The organism is Cellulomonas hominis, from assembly GCF_014201095.1.
GTDB classification, from domain to species: Bacteria; Actinomycetota; Actinomycetes; order Actinomycetales; family Cellulomonadaceae; genus Cellulomonas; species Cellulomonas hominis.
Genome location: NZ_JACHDN010000001.1, coordinates 157458 through 174789, shown reverse-complemented (window position 1 = coordinate 174789; position 17332 = coordinate 157458). Strand labels below are relative to the sequence as shown.

The window sequence follows — 17332 nt, the reverse complement described above, 5'->3', positions numbered from 1 at the left end:
GTGGAGGTTTCTGCCCGACACGCGCGGCGGGTCGCGCCAGAAACCTCCACTCAGCGGGAGAGGGCGGGGGGCCGGTGGGGCCGGTCCGGCGGCGCGGGCGGCGTCAGGAGAGCGCGCGCCGCGAGCTGATCACCCCGGTGTCGAAGCCCGCGAGGTGCAGGCCGCCGTGGAACCGCGCGTGCTCGATCTTCACGCACCGGTCCATCACCACGTCGAGCCCGGCGGCCTCGCCGCGCCGCGCGACGTCCTCGTGCCAGGACCCGAGCTGCAGCCACAGGGCCTTCGCCCCGACCGCGAGCGTCTCGTCGAGGACGGTCGGCAGGTCGTCGTGCCGCCGGAACACGTCCACCAGGTCCGGCACCACGGGCAGCGCGTCGAGCGACGGGTACACCGGCTGCCCGAGGATCTCGGACTCCCGCGGGTTCACGAGGTACAGGTCGTACGGGGAGCTGGACAGCAGGTACGTCGTGACGAAGTACGACGCGCGGGACGGGTTGTTCGACGCGCCGACGATCGCGATGGACCGGGTGCGGCGCAGCAGCGCGAGCCGCTCGGGCGCGGACGGGCCCTGCCAGGTGCGGGCGGGGGCGGGGGTGCTCATCGCGTGGCCTCCGGGAGGGCGCAGGTGTCGGCGGCTCCGGCGGCAGCCGCAGCAGAGTGGACGGTTCGAGCGGACACGCCGTCGGCGTGTCGGTCCGGACCGTCCACCGTGCGGTCAAGGGTGCCGGTGGGGGCCGGGGCCGTGGCCGCCGTCAGGGCCTGGTCCAGGTCCCAGAGGATGTCCTCCGGGTCCTCCAGCCCGACGCTGATCCGCACCAGGTCCTCCGGCACCCCGGCGGCGGCGAGCTGCTCGGCGGACAGCTGCTGGTGCGTCGTCGACGCCGGGTGGATGACGAGGGTCCGCGCGTCGCCGACGTTCGCGAGGTGGCTGGCGAGCTGGAGCTCCTCGATGAACCGGCGCCCGACCTCGCGCCCCTCGCGGTCCGGGGTCGCGGCGAGCCGGAACGCGAACACCGACCCCGGCCCCAGCGGCAGGTACCGGGCGGCCCGGTCATGGTGCGGGTGCGACGGCAGCCCGGCCCAGTGCACGGCGGTGACGCGCGGGTCCGCCTGCAGCCACTCGGCGACCGCCCGCGCGTTCGCGAGGTGCGCGTCGAGCCGCTGCGGCAGGGTCTCGACGCCCTGGAGCAGCTGGAACGCGGACTGCGCCGACAGCGACGGGCCGATGTCCCGGAGCTGCTCGGAGCGGAGCTTGGTGAGGAACCCGTACTCGCCGAAGTTCTCCCACCACTTCACGCCGTTGTACGACGGCACGGGCTCGGTCATCTGCGGGAACTTGCCGTTGCCCCAGTCGAACCGCCCCGACTCGACGACGACGCCGCCCAGGGTGGTGCCGTGCCCGCCGAGGAACTTGGTCGCGGAGTGGATGACGATGTCCGCGCCGTGCTCGATCGGCCGCACCAGGTACGGCGTCGAGAGCGTGGCGTCCACGACGAGCGGGACGCCCGCGGCGTGCGCGACCTCCGCGAGGCCGGCCAGGTCGGCGATCTCGCCGGACGGGTTCGCGACGACCTCGGTGTAGACGACCTTGGTCTCCGGGCGGATCGCGGCGGCGTAGTCCGCGGGTTCGGTGCCGGCCACGAACGTGGTGTCCACGCCGAACCGGCGCAGCGTGACGTCGAGCTGCGTCACCGTCCCGCCGTAGAGCTGCGCGGAGGCGACGACGTGGTCCCCGGCGCCGACGAGGGCGGCGAAGGTGATGAACTCGGCGGCCATGCCCGACGCGGTGGCGACGGCACCGATGCCGCCCTCCAGGGAGGCGATGCGCTCCTCGAACGCCGCGACCGTCGGGTTGCCGAGCCGGGAGTAGATGTTCCCGTACTTCTGCAGCGCGAACAGGTTCGCGGCGTCCGCGGTGTCGCTGAACACGAACGACGTGGTCTGGTAGATCGGCACGGCGCGGGCGCCGGTCGCGGTGTCGGGGATGGCCCCGGCGTGCAGGGCCCGGGTGCGGAACCCGAAGCGGTGGTCCGACGTGCGGGGCACTGGCGAGCTCATGGGGTACTGGCCTCCTCGGCCGGGGTGGCGGGGCGGGTGACGGGGCGGGGCAGCAGGGCGGCGATCTGGTCCACCGCCCAGGGGTTCTGCAGGGACGTGCGGTCACCGAGCGGGCGGCCGTCGTGCAGCTCGGCGAGCAGCCTGCGCAGGATCTTGCCGGACCGGGTCTTGGGGACCTCGGGGACGACCAGCACGTGGCGCGGCTTGGCGACCGGGCCGATCTCGCGGGCCACCTGGGTGCGCAGCACCTCGCGCAGGTCCGCGGCGGCCGCGAGCCAGGCGTCGACGTCCTCGACCGGGCCGGGGGCCACCGCGGGGACGACGAACGCCGCGACCGCCTGGCCGCCGACGGCGTCGGTGACGCCCGCGACGCCGGCCTCGCCGACCGCGGGGTGCGCGACGAGCGCGGACTCGATCTCGATGGTGGACAGCCGGTGCCCGGCGACGTTCACGACGTCGTCGACGCGGCCGAGCAGCCAGACGTCGCCGTCGGCGTCCCAGGACGCGCCGTCGCCGGCCAGGAAGTACCCGCGCTCCGCGAACGGTCGCCAGTACGAGTCCCGGTACCGCGCCGGGTCGCCCCACACCGTGCGCGCCATCCCGGGCCAGGGCCGGTCGATGACGAGGTACCCGCCGGAGCCGCGCGGCACCTCGTCCCCGTGGTCGTCCACGACCCGCGCCGAGAACCCCGGGAGCGGTCGGGTGGCCGAGCCCGGCTTCAGGGTCGTGACGCCGGGGAGCGGGGCGATCACGGCGGCACCGGTCTCGGACTGCCACCAGGTGTCGACCACGGGCGCGCTGCCCGCACCGAGCTGGGTCCGGAACCACACCCAGGCCTCGGGGTTGATCGCCTCGCCGACGGTCCCGAGCAGCCGGATGCTCGACAGGTCGTAGCCGTCGGGCAGGCCGTCGGGGAACCAGGTCATGAACGTCCGGATCAGCGTCGGCGCCGTGTAGTAGACCGTCACGCCGTACCGCTCGATGACCTCGAGGTGGCGCTCGCGGTGCGGGGTGTCCGGCGTGCCCTCGTAGATCACCTGCGTCAGGCCGTTGCTCAGCGGGCCGTAGATCTCGTAGGTGTGCGCGGTCACCCACGCCAGGTCGGCGGTGCACCAGTGCACGTCGTCGGGCTTCGCGTCGAACATCGCCCAGTGCGTCCAGGACGCCTGCGTGAGGTAGCCGCCGGTGGTGTGCACCAGGCCCTTGGGCCGGCCGGTGGTGCCGGAGGTGTAGATGATGAAGAGCGGGTGCTCGGCGTCGAACGCCTGCGCCTCGTGCTGGTCGGGGGCGGTGTCGACGACGTCGTGCCACCAGACGTCGCGGCCCTCGGTCCAGGCGACGTCCTGCCCGGTGCGCCGGACGACGAGCACGTGCTCGACGTGGTCGAGACCGGCGACGGCCTCGTCGGCGGCGGACTTCACCTCGACGGCCCGCCCGCGGCGGAACTGCCCGTCGCTGGTGACCAGCACCTTCGCGCCGGTGTCCTGCACCCGGAACCGCACGGCCTCCGCGGAGAACCCGCCGAACACCAGGGAGTGCACGGCGCCGATCCGGGCGATCGCGAGCGTGACGATCACGGTCTCCGCGATCACCGGCAGGTAGACGACCACCCGGTCGCCGGGCCCGACGCCCAGGTCGGTGAGCGCGTTCGCCGCCCGCGAGACCTCGCGCTGCAGGTCCGCGTACGTGTACGACCGGCGGTCGCCGCGCTCGCCCTCGGCGTGGATCGCGACCTTGTCGCCGCGGCCGGCCGCGACGTGCCGGTCGACGCAGTTCACCGCGGCGTTCAGCCGGCCGCCGGCGAACCACTGCGCCTCGGGGACGGTGAGCGCGCCGTCCGGGCCCGGCGCCGCCGGGGACCAGGTGTGCGCCGTGTGCCAGGGCTCGGCCCACTCCAGCCGGCGCGCGGCGTCCTCCCAGAACCCGACCGGGTCGGCCTCGGCCCGCGCCAGCAGGCGGGCGTGCTCCGTGGGGCCGACGTTCCAGCCACCCGCCGGGGCGGCCGGCGGCGGGTACGTGCGGGACTCGGTCTGCAGGGCCGTGAACGTCGTCACGCCCACCTCCTCAGCAGGGACTTCTCGGCCAGGCCGATGAGCGCGTCGGTCGACTTGCCCAGCAGCGCCAGCAGGACGATCGCCAGGATCATCCGGTCGACGCGGCCGTTGTTGCCGGAGTCCATGAGCAGGAAGCCCAGGCCCATCGACGACGCGATGAGCTCGGCGGCGACCAGGAACAGCCAGGACTGGGCCATCGCGAGGCGCAGGCCGGCGACCACCGACGGCAGCGCCGCCGGGAGCTGCACGCCGGCCAGCAGCCGCGGCCCGCGCAGCCCGTACGCGCGCCCGGCCTCGACCAGGTGCGCGTCCACGTGCCGCAGGGCCGCGACCACCGTCGTGTACACGGGGAAGAACGCGCCGATCGCGATGAGCGTGATCTTGGAGTCCTCGCCGATCTTCATCCAGAGGATGAGCAGCGGCACCCAGGCCAGCGACGGCACCGCCCGGACCGCCCCGAGGACCGGCTCCAGCAGCGCCCCGGCGACCCGCGACAGCCCGACGAGGGACCCGACCGCGAGGCCGAGCGCCGCGCCGACCAGGAAGCCGAGCAGCACCCGCTGGGTGGAGATCGCGACGTACGGGCCGAGCAGCCCGCGCTCCGCGAGGTCGACCGCGGCCGTCCACACCGAGGCCGGGCTGGGCAGCTGGTACGGAGCGGCCAGGCCGGTCGTCGTCACCCACTGCCAGACGGCGACCAGGATCACCGGGACGACCAGCCCGACGGCGACCCGCACGGGCCGGCGCGCGAGCGGGCCGCGGTGCGCGCGGCCGGGCAGCCCCGTGCTGAACGGGTTGAGGCCGGGCCGGAGCCGGCCGCGCGCGTCGGTGACGGGCGCGGCCGAGCCCGTCACCGTGGCCCCGAGTACCTGCGTCATCGGTCCGCGATCGTCGCCGGGTCGGCGCCCTCGGCGAACGACGGCTCGAACAGCTCGTCCAGCGCGGCGTCGATCAGCTCCTGCGACGCGACGTCGCCGGACTCCACGAAGATCGGGCCGACCACCTCGAGCACGGTGCGCTGCGCCTCGCCCGGCACCGGGTCGATGTCCAGGGTCGTGCGCTCGGTGATGACCTTCTCCGCGACCGCGGGGTCGATCCCGGCGACCTCGGCGAGGATCGCGACGACCTCGTCCGGGTTCTCCTGCGCCCAGGCACGCGCCTTCTCGTAGGCGTCCACGACGACCTGCGCGAGGTCCGGGCTGGCGTCGAGGAAGTCCTGCGTGGCGTTGAGGAACCCGAACGTGTTGAAGTCGACGTTCCGGTAGACCAGCTGCGAGCCGGCGTCCGCCTCGCTCGCGGCCATCAGCGGGTCCAGGCCGGACCAGGCGTCGACGGAGCCGTTCTCCAGCGCCGCCTTGCCGTCCGCGTGCTGCAGGTTCTGCACCTCGACGTCGGCCGGGTCGACGCCCGCCTCCTCGAGGGCCTGGAGCAGGAAGAAGTACGGATCGGTGCCCTTGGTCGCGGCCACCGACCGGCCCGCGAGGTCCTCGACGCCCGTGATGTCCGAGCCCTCCGGGACCACCAGGGCGGCCCACTCGGGCTGGGAGTAGATGTCGATGGTCCGGATCGGCGAGCCGTTCGCCCGCGCCAGCAGCGCGGCCGAGCCCGCGGTGGAGCCGACGTCGACCGCCCCGGCGCGCAGCGCCTCGTTGGCCTTGTTCGAGCCGGCGGACTGCACCCACTCGACGGTCACGTCGTCGCCGAGGGTGTCCTCGATCCAGCCCTGGTCCTTGATGACGAGGCTGAGCGGGTTGTAGGTCGCGAAGTCGAGCGTGAGCGTGTCGGCGCTCCAGCCCTCGCCGGCGGTGGCGTCGTCGCCGGACCCGGAGCCCGGGTCCGCCTGCGCCGAGCCCTCGCCGGCGACGCAGCCGCCGAGCAGGAGGGTCGCGGCCAGGGCGGCGACGCCCAGGGCGATGGGGCGGCGTGCGCGCGTGCGTGCGGTCATGTCGTCTCCTGTGGTGGCGGTGGGTCAGATGGAGTGGTGCAGGTCGGGGTCGTGCACGTGGTGGTGGGTCGGGACGCCGAGGCCGTCGAGCAGCTCGGCGCGCAGCTCCGCGAGGCGGGCGTCCGCGCGGTCCCGCGGCCGGTCGCCGGGGACCTCGATGACGGAGCGCACCGAGGTCCCCGTCGCGTCCGGGGCGCCGAGCAGCACGACGCGGTCGGCCAGGTACAGGGCCTCCTCGACGTCGTGCGTGACCAGCAGGACCGTGGTGGGCCGGTCCGCGTGCACGTCGAGCAGGAGGTCCTGCATCCGGAGGCGGGTGAGGGCGTCGAGCGCGCCGAACGGCTCGTCGAGCAGCAGGACGCCCGGGCGGCGGGCCAGCGCCCGGGCCAGCGAGGCGCGCTGCGCCATGCCGCCGGACACCTGCCGGGGCCGCAGGTCCGCCGAGCCGGCGAGGCCCACGAGGTCGAGCAGCGTGGCGACCTGCGCGCGGGCCGGCGCCCGGGGCGTGCCGCGGGGGACGCCCAGCGCGACGTTCTGCGCGAGCGTGCGCCAGGGGAGGAGCCGGGGCTCCTGGAACGCCACCGCGGTGCGCGCGTCGTACGGCGCGACGGGGGAGCCGCCGAGCAGGATCTCCCCGGCGTCGGGTGCGTCCAGGCCGGCGACCTGGCGGAGCAGCGTGGACTTGCCGCAGCCGGACGGGCCGATGACGGCGACGACCTCGCCCGCGGCGATGTCGAGGTCGACGCCGGCGAGCACGGTGCGCGGGCCGGTGGGCGTCGGGAAGGTGCGGCCGACGCCGTGGAGCCCGACCGGGCGCGCGGCGGGGGCGTCGGCCGTGCCGTCGAGGGCGCCGGCGGCTGGCGCGGGCGCGGCGGGCGCAGGGCGGGTGGCGGAGGTCATGGGGGTTCCCGGGCGTCGGGCCGCGCGGGGCGGCGCGGGCTGCTGAGGTGGGCCCGTGGGGGCCGGGTGCTGCGGGGCTGTCGCGGGGGCGCGGCGGGCGGCGCGGCGTGCGCGCCCGGGGCAGCGGCGCGGACGGGCCGACCGGACGGCGGAGGCGTCAGGCGGCGGTGTCGCGGCGACAACAGCGACAGGACGCGGGCATCGGCAGGCCCGGGCGCTGGGTCGTGCGCGGGTGCGTCGACCGGGCCACGGGCCGCCTCCTCTCGTCTGTCTCACCCAGCGAGACGCGACCGTTCACGTCTCGGGATCGGTCCGACAGTAGCGATGGTCCGCCTGGCGGACAACCCGCCGCGCCCGCCGGTCTCGCCCCGTGGGACGGCGCACGCCCGGGGGCCGCGCACCCGGGGCGCGCCGCGCGCCGGGGGGTATGTCGCGAGCATCTGCGCGTGTCGCGTCATGCCCCGGATGCGCGGGGGACACCCCCCTCGGTGGTCAGCAGGCGGTCGGTCGGGCCGGTGGCGTGCCGGTGGGGTGCGGGTGGTCGGTGGGCCGGGCGCGGCGGGGCGGGTGCGGCGGGCCCCTGGCACCGGTGCACCGAGGGGGTGCGATGCGCGCATCCGCGTGCGTCGCGTCGCGCCCCGGATGCGCGCGGGATGCCACCTCGGCGGGCAGTCGGGCGGGACGGCCGGCGACAGCGAGCGCGGTGGTGGCGTGAGGTCAGCGACGGCCGGCGCGCAGCACCGCGTGGACGACGAGGCCGGCGACCAGGCCCCAGAACGCGGCCGACACCCCGCCGACGCTCACGCCGGACACCGTGACGAGGAACGTCACCGCCGCGGCCTCCCGGTGCCCGGCCGGGCCGAACGCGCCGCCGAGCGCCGACGCCATCGTCCCGACCAGCGCCAGCCCGGCCGCCGCGACCACCAGCCCGGCGGGCGCCGCCAGCGCGACCGCGGCGACCGCCGCCGATCCGGCCCCCAGCACCAGGTACCCGCCGCCCGCGACGACCGCCGCCCGCCAGCGCCGGCTCGGGTCCGGACCGCCCTCCGGCCCGGCGGCCAGCGCCGCGCTGATCGCCGCGAGGTTGATCGCGTGCCCGCCGAGCGGGGCGGCCAGCACGGTGCCGAGGCCGGTCACGAGCATCACCGGCCGCAGGGGTGCGGCATACCCGAACCCGGACAGCACCGCGAGGCCGGGGATGTTCTGCGACGCCATCGTCACGACGAACAGCGGCACGGCCACCGACACGACGGCCGACCAGGACGGCTCGGGCGTGGTCCAGGTGAGCGACGGCAGCAGGTCGGCGGGGGCCAGGGCCCGGACCTCCGGCGACGCCACGGCGATCGCGACCGCCAGCGCCATCGCGGCCGGGGTCGCCCACCTCGGGGCCACCCGCAGCAGCACCAGCCAGACCAGCACGACCGGCCCGACCAGCAGCGGCCGGTCGACCACGGCCCGCACCGGCCCGAGGCACAGCTCGACCAGCACGCCCGCGAGCATCGCGTTCGCCAGCGGCACCGGGATCAGGCGCACCCAGCCCTCCAGCCGCCGCCACAGCCCGACCGCCGCGAGCAGCACCCCGCACAGCACGAATCCGGCCACCGCCTGCGCCCAGCCGCCCGCCGCCGCGCCGGTGGTCGCGAGCAGCGCGGCGCCCGGCGTCGACCACGCGACGGTGATCGGCAGCCGGGTGCGCCACGCGAGCAGGACCGTCGCCGCGCCCATCGCCAGCGTGACCGCGAGCAGGCCGGACGCCGCCTGCGCGGGGGAGGCGCCGACCGCGCGCAGCCCGTTGAGGACGACGGCGAACGCGCTGGTGAACCCGACCAGCGCCGTCACGACCCCGGCGGCGACGTGCGTCGCGGCGTCCCCGCGCGTCCCGGGGGCGGCGGGCGAGGCCTCGACGGCGGCGGACGGGGGCGGCTGCGTCACGCGGCGGACGGTAGCCGAGCCGTGTGTCGGGGGCGTTGCGCGTCCGGCGCGCGCCCTCAGGCGTCCGCGAGCAGCCCCGCGATCGTCGGCAGCTGCTCCGGTGCGGCCTGCACGAGCAGCGTGGTCACCACGGTCCCGCGCCACGCGGCCGCCTGCGCCCGGACGTCCTGCGGCGTCCCCACCAGCGCGACGTCCCGCACCAGCTCGGTCGGCACCGCCGCCGCGGCCCGCGCCCGGTCGCCCGCCAGGTAGTGCGCCTGGATCTCCGCGCACGCCTCGGCGTACCCGAGCCGGGCGATCGCGTCGGCGTGGAAGTTCGCCCCCTTCGCGCCCATCCCCCCGGCGTACAGCGCGACGAACGGCCGCACCGCGTCGGCGGCGCGCTCGACGTCCGGGCCGAGCACGACGGGCACCGTGGCGGTGACCTCGAACTCCTCGACCGGCCGGGTGCCCGCGGCGCGCCGGGCGAACCCGTCCGCGAGCCGCTCCCGGACCTCCGCGTCGAGGCGCGGCGCGGAGAACAGCGGCAGCCAGCCGTCGGCGATCTCGGCGGCGAGCGCGATGTTCCTCGGCCCCTCCGCGGCCAGGTGGATCGGCAGGTCCGCGCGCAGCGGGTGCACGGTCGAGCGCAGCGCCTTGCCGAGCCCCGCGCCCTCCTCGGCGGGCAGCGGCAGCCGGTAGAACGCCCCGTCCGCGCGGACCGGTGCCTCGCGGCGCAGCACGTCCCGCACGATCGCGACGAACTCCCGGGTGCGCGCCAGCGGACGGGGGTAGGGGAGTCCGTACCAGCCCTCGACCACCTGCGGCCCGGACACCCCGAGCCCGAGCGTGAACCGGCCGCCGGACAGGTGGTCCAGCGTCAGGGCGGCCATCGCGGTCGCGGTGGGGGTGCGGGCGGCGATCTGCGCGACGGCGGTGCCGAGCCGCACCCGGGACGTCGCGGCGCCCCACCACGCGAGCGGGGTGAACGCGTCCGAGCCGTACGCCTCGGCGGTCCACACGGAGTCCAGCCCGAGGTCGTCGGCCGCGCGCACCGCGTCCGCCGCCCCCGGCGGGGGACCCGCGGACCAGTAGCCGGTGTGGTACCCGAGCCGCATCCCGACCTCCTCCGGGCGGCGCGCCGGTGCGCCGCCCGGCCCATGCTGCCCGATGCCCCGCCTCCGCGCCGAGTACCGCCGCCCGCGCCGGGCGCCGCCACCGGTGCGCCGAGATCGGGCGCCCCGCCCGAGATCGGGCCTCAGGGAGCCCTGTCTCGGCCGGGCGGTCCTCTATCGGCGTCCCGCGTCGGCGGTCCCGCGTCGGCGGTCAGGCCCGGGCGCGGGCGCGGTCCGCCAGCGTCGTCAGCAGCGCCGCGCCGGTCGCCGCGTCGTCCACGGTCACCACGAAGCAGCGGCCGTTGGTGCGCTCGACCTCGATGCCCTCGCCGGTCCGCACCACGTATCCGACCCCGCCGCCGAGCCGCACCCGGTACCCCCAGCCGCCGAAGTCCCGCAGCGGGTGCACCTGGGTGACGGCGACGCCGACGACCTCGTCCAGCGGGATCCGGTACCGCGGCCAGCCCAGCGGCGAGCGCGCGGTGAGGCCGGTGCCGTCGACCGTGACGACCACCACCGCGGTGGCCAGCACGAGCGCGCCCAGGCCCGCGGCGAGCAGGTACATCGCGGGCAGGTCGCCGACCGCGGCGGACGTCCCGACCCCGACGGTGGCGAGGCCGCCGACCCCCAGCGCGACCCGGCTCACCACCCGGTTCGTCCACACGGCCCGCTCGTGCGCCCCGAGCACGACGCGCGGCCCGTCGACCGGTCCGGGCTCGGTCGCCGGCGCCCGCGGGTCGCGCGGCATCAGCAGCGCGCAGAGCCCGCCCACGACGATCCCGGCGACGACGGCGACCGTGATCACCGGGTCGATGTCGGGTGTGAGCGCCGCGTCCTCGAGCCCGCGCTGCACGCCGATCATGCCGCCGACCAGCACGGAGCCGAACACCGACATCCCGGTCCCGAACCCGACGGCGATCCGCCGCGTCATCGACTCCCGGCCCAGCAGGACCGCGGCCAGCCACGCGCCGACCGCCACCGGGCCGAACACCCCGAGCAGCAGCGCCACCTGGCTCTCCACCGACCCGAACCCGTCGGGACCCTCCGGCTCGAAGTGGATCGCCACCGGGTCCGGCAGGTCCGGACGCCAGGACAGCACCAGCAGCGCCGTCGCGACCAGCACGGCCAGCGAGGGCACCAGGCCGAGCAGGGTGCTCGCTCCGCGGTGCGGGACGGGGGTGCGGGTGGTGCTCATCGGTCCTCCTGCGAGGTCAGGGCGTCCTTGACCAGTCCGAGCGTCGTGCCGGGGGCCAGTCCGTGCCGGCGGGCGGCCCGCACGAGCGCGGTGACGGCGTCGTGCACGGGGCCGAGGTCGTCGGTGGCGCGCTCGGCCACGACCGCCCCGCGCCCGCGCCGCAGCTCGATCAGGCCCTCGTCGCGCAGGTCCTGGTAGGCGTGCAGCACGGTGTGCAGGTTCACCTCGAGCGACCGCGCCAGGTCGCGCGCCGCAGGCAGCCGGGTCCCGGGCGTCAGCTCGCCGCGCAGCACCGCGCCCCGGACCTGGCCGGCGAGCTGCGCGAACAGCGGCTCGGCGGAGGTGGGGTCGATGCGGAACAGCATGCCGCCAGCCTAGTTGTTCGAGGACAACTAGAACAACTTACGAGGCCGACATCGGCGCGCTCTACTGTGTGCCCGGGTCGCGCGCACGCGGCCCGTACGCCGCACGGAAGGACGCCACATGCCCGGCGCATCCCACCACATCGCCCTCGTCGCCCACGACAACAAGAAGGTCGAGCTGCTCCGCTGGGCCGAGTTCAACCGCGGCACCCTGTCCCGGCACCACCTCTACGCGACGGGCACGACCGGCACGATGCTCGAGTACGAGCTCGGCCTGCCCGTCACGCGGCTGCTCTCCGGCCCGGTCGGCGGCGACCAGCAGATCGGCGCCAAGATCGCCGAGGGCGTCATCGACATGCTGGTGTTCTTCTGGGACCCGCTGGAGCCGCAGCCGCACGACCCCGACGTCAAGGCGCTGCTGCGCATCGGCGCGGTGTGGAACGTCCCCATGGCGAGCAACCGCGCCACGGCGGACATGCTCATCTCGAGCCCGATGCTCGCGGAGTCCTGGACGCACCGCCCCGACCTCACCCCGCGCGGCTGGGACGGCAGCGCCCCCACCGCCTGAGCCCGGCCGAGCGCCGAGGTCGGCGGTTCTGCGCGGCACGCCGACGCGACACGCCGGGGCGTCCGGCGAGACCGTCGACCTCGCGCGGCGTGGCGAGCCCCCGGCCCGGTCAGATGTAGATGGCCGGGTCGTCGATCTCCGGCTCCGGCGGGGACGCCGGCGGGCGCTGGCGGATCCGCGCCGGGACGCCCACCGCGATCGCCCCCGCCGGCACGTCCTTGAGGACCACCGCGTTCGCGCCGACCTGCGCGTCGTCGCCGATCCACACCGGCCCGAGCACCTTCGCCCCGGCGCCGACCACCACGCGGTCGCCGACCGTGGGGTGCCGCTTGCCGCGGGTCATGGTCTTGCCGCCGAGCGTCGCCCCGTGGAACAGCACCACGTCGTCGCCCACGACGGCGGTCTCGCCGACCACCACGCCCATCCCGTGGTCGATGAACAGCCGGCGCCCGATCGTCGCGCCGGGGTGGATCTCCACCCCGGTCACGGCGCGGGACACCTGGGACAGCAGCCGCGCCGGCAAGCGCAGGCCCGGCCGCTGCCACAGGCGGTGCGCCACCCGGTGCACCCACACGGCGTGCAGGCCCGGGTAGGCGAGCGCGACCTCCACCCCCGACCGCGCGGCGGGGTCCCGGCGCTGCGCGGCGTCGAGGTCCTCCCGCAGCGTCCGCGCGAACCGGCGCGCCCGGCGCCAGTGCTCGCGCAGGTCCGCGCCCGGGCGCAGGTCCGGCGCGGCCGGCTGGGGCACGCCCCGCGGGCCGGGCACGGCTGCGCCGTCGGGGCGCGGCAGTCGGGTGGTGGAGGTCATGGCGGGTCCGATCAGTCCAGGAGGTCGGAGTACAGGATGGAGGAGAGGTAGCGCTCGCCGAACGACGGGATGATCGCGACGATCAGCTTCCCGGCGTTCTCGGGACGCTTGCCCAGCTCGATGGCGGCGTGCAGCGCCGCGCCCGAGGAGATGCCCACGAGCAGGCCCTCCTCCTTCGCGGCCCGGCGGGCCACCGCGACGGCGGTCTCGGCGTCGACGTCGATGATCTCGTCGTAGACCTCGGTGTCGAGGATCTCCGGGACGAAGTTCGCGCCGATGCCCTGGATCTTGTGCGGGCCGGGCGCGCCGCCGTTGAGGATCGGCGACTCGGCGGGCTCGACGCCGACGATCTTCACGTCCGGCTTGCGCTCCTTGAGCACCTGGCCGACGCCGGTGATCGTGCCGCCGGTGCCGATGCCGGCGACCAGGATGTCGACGGCGCCGTCGGTGTCGGCCCAGATCTCCTCGGCCGTCGTGCGGCGGTGGATCGCCGGGTTGGCCTCGTTCGCGAACTGGCGGGCCAGGATGGCGCCCGGGCGCTCCGCGACGATCTCGTTGGCCCGGTTCACGGCGCCCTTCATGCCCTCGGACGCCGGCGTGAGGATGAGCTCCGCGCCGTAGGCCCGCAGCAGCGCGCGGCGCTCCTTCGACATGGACTCCGGCATGGTGAGCACGACGTCGTAGCCGCGGGCCGCGCCGACGAACGCCAGCGCGATGCCGGTGTTGCCGCTGGTGGCCTCGACGATCGTCCCGCCCGGCTTCAGCTCGCCGGACGCCTCCGCGGCGTCCACGATGGCGACGCCGATGCGGTCCTTGACCGAGCTGGCCGGGTTGTAGAACTCGAGCTTGCCGACGACCGTCGCGCCGACGCCCTCGGTCAGCTTGTTGATGCGCACCAGCGGGGTGTTGCCGATGAGCTTCGTCGCGTCGTCGTAGATGCGTGCCATGTCCTCAGGTCCTCCGTACGGTGGGTGGTGTCCGTGGGGTGGTGCGGGGCCACGGTGCGGGCGCGCGCCGGCACCGGGGGTCGGGGCGAGCGCTGGCCCGGCGGCGTCCGGGCCCCTCAGGGCCTCGGCGCGTGCGACCGGGCGGCCAGCGCTCTACAGACAGCGACAGGTGCGCTGGGTGGGGGCGCCCGCGGGGCGCAGCGAGGGACGCGCGGTGCTCGACGCGGTGACGCGCATGCCCGGCTCCCTCTCCCGTACGGTCGGCGTCAGAGCCGACAGGCCTGACAGTAGCCCCAACGCGCGAACCGCCACAAAGATGCCCGGATGCACCCGTCCGGGTGACGGCGCAGGTGGCCGGGCTCCTGGTCACCGGTCCACCGTGCGCCGGACCCGGGCCGGCCGCCACCCGGGCACGGGTCGCGCGCGGGCCGGGTGCGCGGTGGCACGATGCCGGGATGACGGTGGACGACGCGGTTCCGGACGTGCTCGGCGGCGACTGGGTGCAGCGCACCCTGCACCTGCGCCCCGACGGCCAGGGGTCCGCCGTCGCGACGCTGGTGCACCGCCGCGACGCCGCGGCCGACCGCACGCGACCGGCCGTCCTCTACGTGCACGGCTTCGTCGACTACTTCTTCCAGACCCACGTCGCCGACGCCCTCGCCGACCGCGGCTACGACCTGTACGCCCTGGACCTGCGGGACTACGGCCGCTCGATCCGCCCGGGCCGCGAGCCGAACGACACCCGCTCGCTGGCGACCTACGCCGAGGAGCTCGACGCCGCCGTCCGCCTGGTCCGCGCCGAGCACGACCGCGTGGTGCTGCTCGGCCACTCCACGGGCGGCCTGGTCGCCGCGCTGTGGGCGCACCACCGCCGCGGGCGCGGCCTGGTCGACGCCGTGGTGCTCAACAGCCCGTGGCTGGACCTGCGCGGCTCGGTCCTGGAGCGCACGGCCCTCACGTGGCTGATCGTGCACGCGGTCGGCGTGGTCGCCCCGCGGCTGGTCGTCTCGCACCTCGGCCCTGACTACGGGCGCGCGCTGCACGCGGGGTCAGGCGGCGAGTGGGCGTACGACCTCGCGTGGAAGCCGCACGAGGGCTTCCCGGTGCGGGCGGGCTTCGTCCGCGCCGTGCGCCGTGGCCACGCCGAGGTGGCGCGGGGGCTCGACGTCGACGTGCCGGTGCTCGTGCTCGCCTCGGACGCCAGCGGCCCCGACGACCGGTGGCACGACGGGCTGCTCACCACCGACTCGGTGCTCGACGTCGCGGACATGCGGCGGCTCGCGCCGCGGATGGGGGAGGACGTCACGTACGTCGAGGTCGCCGGGGGAGCGCACGACCTGGCGCTGTCGCCGCTGCCCGCGCGGACGCGGTATCTCGACGAGGTCGTGGGCTGGCTGGACGTGACGCTCGCAGGGGGCTGACCGGTCAGAACAGCGGCCAGGGCACGGCGGGCATGTCGCCCTCCGGTCCCGGGAACCGCCCCTCGCGCAGCAGCCGCGCGCAGCGGCCGGCGAGCGCCGTCACCTCCGCCTCGGCCAGCAGACCCGCCAGCGCCGCGCCGAGGTCCCCGTCGAGCCCGCCGGCGACCCGCTCCACCCCGGCCTGCTCGCCAGGGTCCAGCGGCTCGCCGACCCACCCCCAGAGCACGGTCCGCAGCCGCGGCTCGACGTGGAAAGTCACGCCGTGGTCGACGCCGAACCGGTGCCCGTCCGGCATCGGCAGCACGTGGCCGCCCTTGCGGTCGGCGTTGTTCAGCAGCACGTCGAGCACGGCCATGCGGCGCAGCGCGGGGGAGTCCTCGTGCACGAGCACGACCGGGCGGCCCTCCTCGTCCGTGCCCTCCAGCACGGCACGCGCCCCGTCCCCGACGCCGTCCCCCGCCGGGACCACGTCCACCGGGTCCTGCGCGGCGTCGGGCTCCTGCCAGAGCTGCACCATCCCGGGCCCCAGCGGCCCGTCCCGCAGCCAGGTGCGCGGCACGAGGCCCCACCCGGTCGCCTCCGAGACGAGGTACGCGGCGACCTCGCGCCGCGCGAGCGTCCCGTCCGGGAAGTCCCAGAGCGGCTTCTCGCCCGCCACGGGCTTGTAGACGAGGTCGGTCCCGTCGACCCGCGCGAGGAAGGTCGCGTTCGACGCGGTGGTGATCCGGCCGACGACCTCGAGCGGGCCGTCGAGGCCGGCAGCGGTCACCGGTCGCCGTCGGCGGGGCAGACGTGGCCCTCGGCGTCCACGGGCTCCCCGCACGCGGGGCAGATCGGCCGTCCCGCGGCGACGACCCGGCGGGCCCGCTCCGCGAAGGCGCGCGCGGTCCCGACCGGCATCCTGAGCACCATCGCCTCCGGCGGCTCGGTGCCGGCGAGCGCCGCGGCCTCCTCCTCCGTCTCGGCCTCGACCATCGGGTACGCCTCGATGACGACCTGGGCGGACCGCTCGTCGAAGTACATGCGCAGCTGGCCCATGCGGAAGTCCTCCTCGACCGGCTGGTCGAGCGGGTCCGCGTCGAAGAGCTGGACCGCGGCCCGGTCGAGCTCGGCGAGCTGCTCGGCGTCCCCGGTCCAGCGCGTGTCGATCAGCTCGTCGACCGCGTCCGCGATCCCCTGCGACAGCTGCTTCTCCAGCGCGACGCTCGTGATGCGCGAGCCGGTGCGGGCCTGCAGGTAGAACGTGCGCGACCCGGGAGGGCCGACGGTGCCGATGACGGCGCGGTCGGGGGAGTCGTACTCGTGGACGAGCGTGGCCATGCCCCCATGCTAGGAGCGGGCACCGACACCGTCGCGGTCGTCCACAGGCCCGGTTCCGCCGCCGACCGGCGCGTCGCCCGCGGGTGCCGCCGCGCGCAGCCAGGACAGGTCGCCCGCGTCGGTGTTGGTCGCGACGACCTCGGGCCGCTGCGGGCCGTACCGCACGACCGACACCGACGCGGGTCCGGCCGCGAGCCGCTGGAACAGATCGAGGTGCATCCCGAGGGCGTCGGCCAGCACCGCCTTGACGATGTCGCCGTGCGTCACCGCCGCCCAGACCGCGCCGGGACCGTGCTCGGCCTCCACGGCGGCGTCGGTCTCCCGGACGGCGGCCACCGCGCGGGCCTGCATGGCCGCGAGCGACTCCCCGCCCGGGAACGTGGCGGCGCTCGGCTGCACCTGCACCGTCGACCAGAGCGGCTCCCGCGCGAGGTCGGCCAGCGCCCGGCCCTGCCAGGCGCCGTAGTCGCACTCCGTCAGCCGCGCGTCCACCCGGGTCGGCGGTGCCGGCTCCTGCCGTTCCACGAGCGCGCGGGCGGTCTGCCGGCACCGCTCCAGCGGGCTGGTGACGACGGCGACCAGCGGGACGCCCGCGAGCCGGGCCGCCGCGTGCGCCGCCTGCTCCCGGCCGACGGCGTCCAGCCGGACCCCCGCGGTGCGCCCGGCCAGCAGGCCGGTGGCGTTCGCGGTCGTGCGGCCGTGGCGGACGAGGAGGACGGTGGCCATGG

At 76.2% G+C, this 17332-nt stretch carries 17 protein-coding genes; 2 read left to right on the top strand and 15 right to left on the bottom strand.

The genetic code is table 11. The annotated features are described in order from the left end of the window. Window positions 1–103 precede the first annotated feature (103 nt). From HNR08_RS00875 to HNR08_RS00830, 10 genes are all read right to left on the bottom strand, one after another. A complete protein-coding gene (locus HNR08_RS00875) occupies window positions 104–601 on the bottom strand; it encodes a CoA-binding protein (RefSeq protein WP_146835634.1) in 498 nt (165 codons plus the stop codon). After that, on the bottom strand, window positions 598–2058 hold the full coding sequence (locus HNR08_RS00870; protein WP_146835631.1) for an O-acetylhomoserine aminocarboxypropyltransferase/cysteine synthase family protein: 1461 nt from the start codon (window positions 2056–2058) through the stop codon (window positions 598–600). Before HNR08_RS00870 ends, HNR08_RS00875 begins: the two co-directional genes overlap by 4 nt. Next, window positions 2055–4112, bottom strand: a complete 2058-nt coding sequence (acs, locus tag HNR08_RS00865; protein WP_183834715.1) for an acetate--CoA ligase — start codon at window positions 4110–4112, stop codon at window positions 2055–2057. The genes HNR08_RS00870 and acs overlap by 4 nt, the downstream gene beginning before the upstream one ends. Further along, the gene (locus HNR08_RS00860; RefSeq protein ID WP_146835627.1) at window positions 4109–4990 is read right to left on the bottom strand and encodes an ABC transporter permease; all 882 of its coding nucleotides are present in this window, start codon (window positions 4988–4990) and stop codon (window positions 4109–4111) included. The genes acs and HNR08_RS00860 overlap by 4 nt, the downstream gene beginning before the upstream one ends. After that, window positions 4987–6057 carry an aliphatic sulfonate ABC transporter substrate-binding protein gene (locus HNR08_RS00855; protein ID WP_146835624.1) on the bottom strand — a complete coding sequence of 357 codons (1071 nt, stop codon included), beginning with the start codon at window positions 6055–6057 and terminating at the stop codon, window positions 4987–4989. Before HNR08_RS00855 ends, HNR08_RS00860 begins: the two co-directional genes overlap by 4 nt. Before the next feature lie 24 nt (window positions 6058–6081). After that, window positions 6082–6957 carry an ABC transporter ATP-binding protein gene (locus HNR08_RS00850; RefSeq protein WP_146835621.1) on the bottom strand — a complete coding sequence of 292 codons (876 nt, stop codon included), beginning with the start codon at window positions 6955–6957 and terminating at the stop codon, window positions 6082–6084. 717 nt (window positions 6958–7674) lie between these two features. After that, complete coding sequence (locus tag HNR08_RS00845) at window positions 7675–8889, bottom strand: benzoate/H(+) symporter BenE family transporter (RefSeq protein WP_146835618.1); 1215 nt, start codon at window positions 8887–8889, stop codon at window positions 7675–7677. A 56-nt stretch (window positions 8890–8945) separates the two neighbouring features. Continuing rightward, complete coding sequence (locus HNR08_RS00840; RefSeq protein WP_146835615.1) at window positions 8946–9986, bottom strand: LLM class F420-dependent oxidoreductase; 1041 nt, start codon at window positions 9984–9986, stop codon at window positions 8946–8948. Window positions 9987–10194: 208 nt separating this feature from the next. Continuing rightward, window positions 10195–11178, bottom strand: coding sequence for an SdpI family protein (locus tag HNR08_RS00835; protein WP_146835612.1), 984 nt, complete (start codon window positions 11176–11178; stop codon window positions 10195–10197). Beyond that, the gene (locus HNR08_RS00830; RefSeq protein WP_146835609.1) at window positions 11175–11543 is read right to left on the bottom strand and encodes a GntR family transcriptional regulator; all 369 of its coding nucleotides are present in this window, start codon (window positions 11541–11543) and stop codon (window positions 11175–11177) included. Before HNR08_RS00830 ends, HNR08_RS00835 begins: the two co-directional genes overlap by 4 nt. A 118-nt stretch (window positions 11544–11661) precedes the next feature. Between HNR08_RS00830 and HNR08_RS00825 the strand changes: the two genes are divergently transcribed. Next, complete coding sequence (locus HNR08_RS00825; RefSeq protein ID WP_146835606.1) at window positions 11662–12108, top strand: methylglyoxal synthase; 447 nt, start codon at window positions 11662–11664, stop codon at window positions 12106–12108. 109 nt (window positions 12109–12217) lie between these two features. Here the strand turns inward: HNR08_RS00825 and epsC are convergent, their stop codons facing one another. Further along, window positions 12218–12916, bottom strand: a complete 699-nt coding sequence (gene epsC, locus HNR08_RS00820; protein WP_146835603.1) for a serine O-acetyltransferase EpsC — start codon at window positions 12914–12916, stop codon at window positions 12218–12220. Window positions 12917–12927: 11 nt separating this feature from the next. After that, window positions 12928–13863, bottom strand: a complete 936-nt coding sequence (gene cysK / locus HNR08_RS00815) for a cysteine synthase A (RefSeq protein WP_146835600.1) — start codon at window positions 13861–13863, stop codon at window positions 12928–12930. 455 nt (window positions 13864–14318) lie between these two features. On the opposite strand from cysK, the gene HNR08_RS00810 reads away from it, so the two are divergent. Beyond that, window positions 14319–15284 (top strand): alpha/beta hydrolase, encoded by a 966-nt coding sequence (locus HNR08_RS00810; RefSeq protein ID WP_146835597.1) that lies wholly within the window; start codon window positions 14319–14321, stop codon window positions 15282–15284. Between the two features lie 4 nt (window positions 15285–15288). Here HNR08_RS00810 and HNR08_RS00805 read toward each other — a convergent pair whose 3' ends face one another. From HNR08_RS00805 to HNR08_RS00795, 3 genes are read right to left on the bottom strand one after another with little or no spacing between them, the layout of a single operon-like run. Continuing rightward, window positions 15289–16053, bottom strand: a complete 765-nt coding sequence (locus tag HNR08_RS00805; protein ID WP_146835594.1) for an SCO1664 family protein — start codon at window positions 16051–16053, stop codon at window positions 15289–15291. Next, window positions 16050–16604 carry a DUF3090 family protein gene (locus tag HNR08_RS00800; protein WP_146835591.1) on the bottom strand — a complete coding sequence of 185 codons (555 nt, stop codon included), beginning with the start codon at window positions 16602–16604 and terminating at the stop codon, window positions 16050–16052. Before HNR08_RS00800 ends, HNR08_RS00805 begins: the two co-directional genes overlap by 4 nt. Before the next feature lie 9 nt (window positions 16605–16613). Beyond that, the gene (locus tag HNR08_RS00795) at window positions 16614–17330 is read right to left on the bottom strand and encodes an MSMEG_4193 family putative phosphomutase (protein WP_146835588.1); all 717 of its coding nucleotides are present in this window, start codon (window positions 17328–17330) and stop codon (window positions 16614–16616) included. Window positions 17331–17332: the final 2 nt, after the last annotated feature.

Bases quoted from the DNA above. Each gene is read 5' to 3' on its own strand.
- HNR08_RS00810 (WP_146835597.1), top strand. From the start codon at position 14,319: ATGACGGTGGACGACGCGGTTCCGGACGTGCTCGGCGGCGACTGGGTG.
- HNR08_RS00800 (WP_146835591.1), bottom strand. From the start codon at position 16,604: ATGGCCACGCTCGTCCACGAGTACGACTCCCCCGACCGCGCCGTCATC.
- HNR08_RS00855 (WP_146835624.1), bottom strand. From the start codon at position 6,057: ATGACCGCACGCACGCGCGCACGCCGCCCCATCGCCCTGGGCGTCGCC.
- HNR08_RS00830 (WP_146835609.1), bottom strand. From the start codon at position 11,543: ATGCTGTTCCGCATCGACCCCACCTCCGCCGAGCCGCTGTTCGCGCAG.
- HNR08_RS00875 (WP_146835634.1), bottom strand. From the start codon at position 601: ATGAGCACCCCCGCCCCCGCCCGCACCTGGCAGGGCCCGTCCGCGCCC.
- HNR08_RS00850 (WP_146835621.1), bottom strand. From the start codon at position 6,957: ATGACCTCCGCCACCCGCCCTGCGCCCGCCGCGCCCGCGCCAGCCGCC.
- HNR08_RS00840 (WP_146835615.1), bottom strand. From the start codon at position 9,986: ATGCGGCTCGGGTACCACACCGGCTACTGGTCCGCGGGTCCCCCGCCG.
- HNR08_RS00795 (WP_146835588.1), bottom strand. From the start codon at position 17,330: ATGGCCACCGTCCTCCTCGTCCGCCACGGCCGCACGACCGCGAACGCC.
- cysK (WP_146835600.1), bottom strand. From the start codon at position 13,863: ATGGCACGCATCTACGACGACGCGACGAAGCTCATCGGCAACACCCCG.
- HNR08_RS00835 (WP_146835612.1), bottom strand. From the start codon at position 11,178: ATGAGCACCACCCGCACCCCCGTCCCGCACCGCGGAGCGAGCACCCTG.
- HNR08_RS00860 (WP_146835627.1), bottom strand. From the start codon at position 4,990: ATGACGCAGGTACTCGGGGCCACGGTGACGGGCTCGGCCGCGCCCGTC.
- HNR08_RS00825 (WP_146835606.1), top strand. From the start codon at position 11,662: ATGCCCGGCGCATCCCACCACATCGCCCTCGTCGCCCACGACAACAAG.
- HNR08_RS00870 (WP_146835631.1), bottom strand. From the start codon at position 2,058: ATGAGCTCGCCAGTGCCCCGCACGTCGGACCACCGCTTCGGGTTCCGC.
- epsC (WP_146835603.1), bottom strand. From the start codon at position 12,916: ATGACCTCCACCACCCGACTGCCGCGCCCCGACGGCGCAGCCGTGCCC.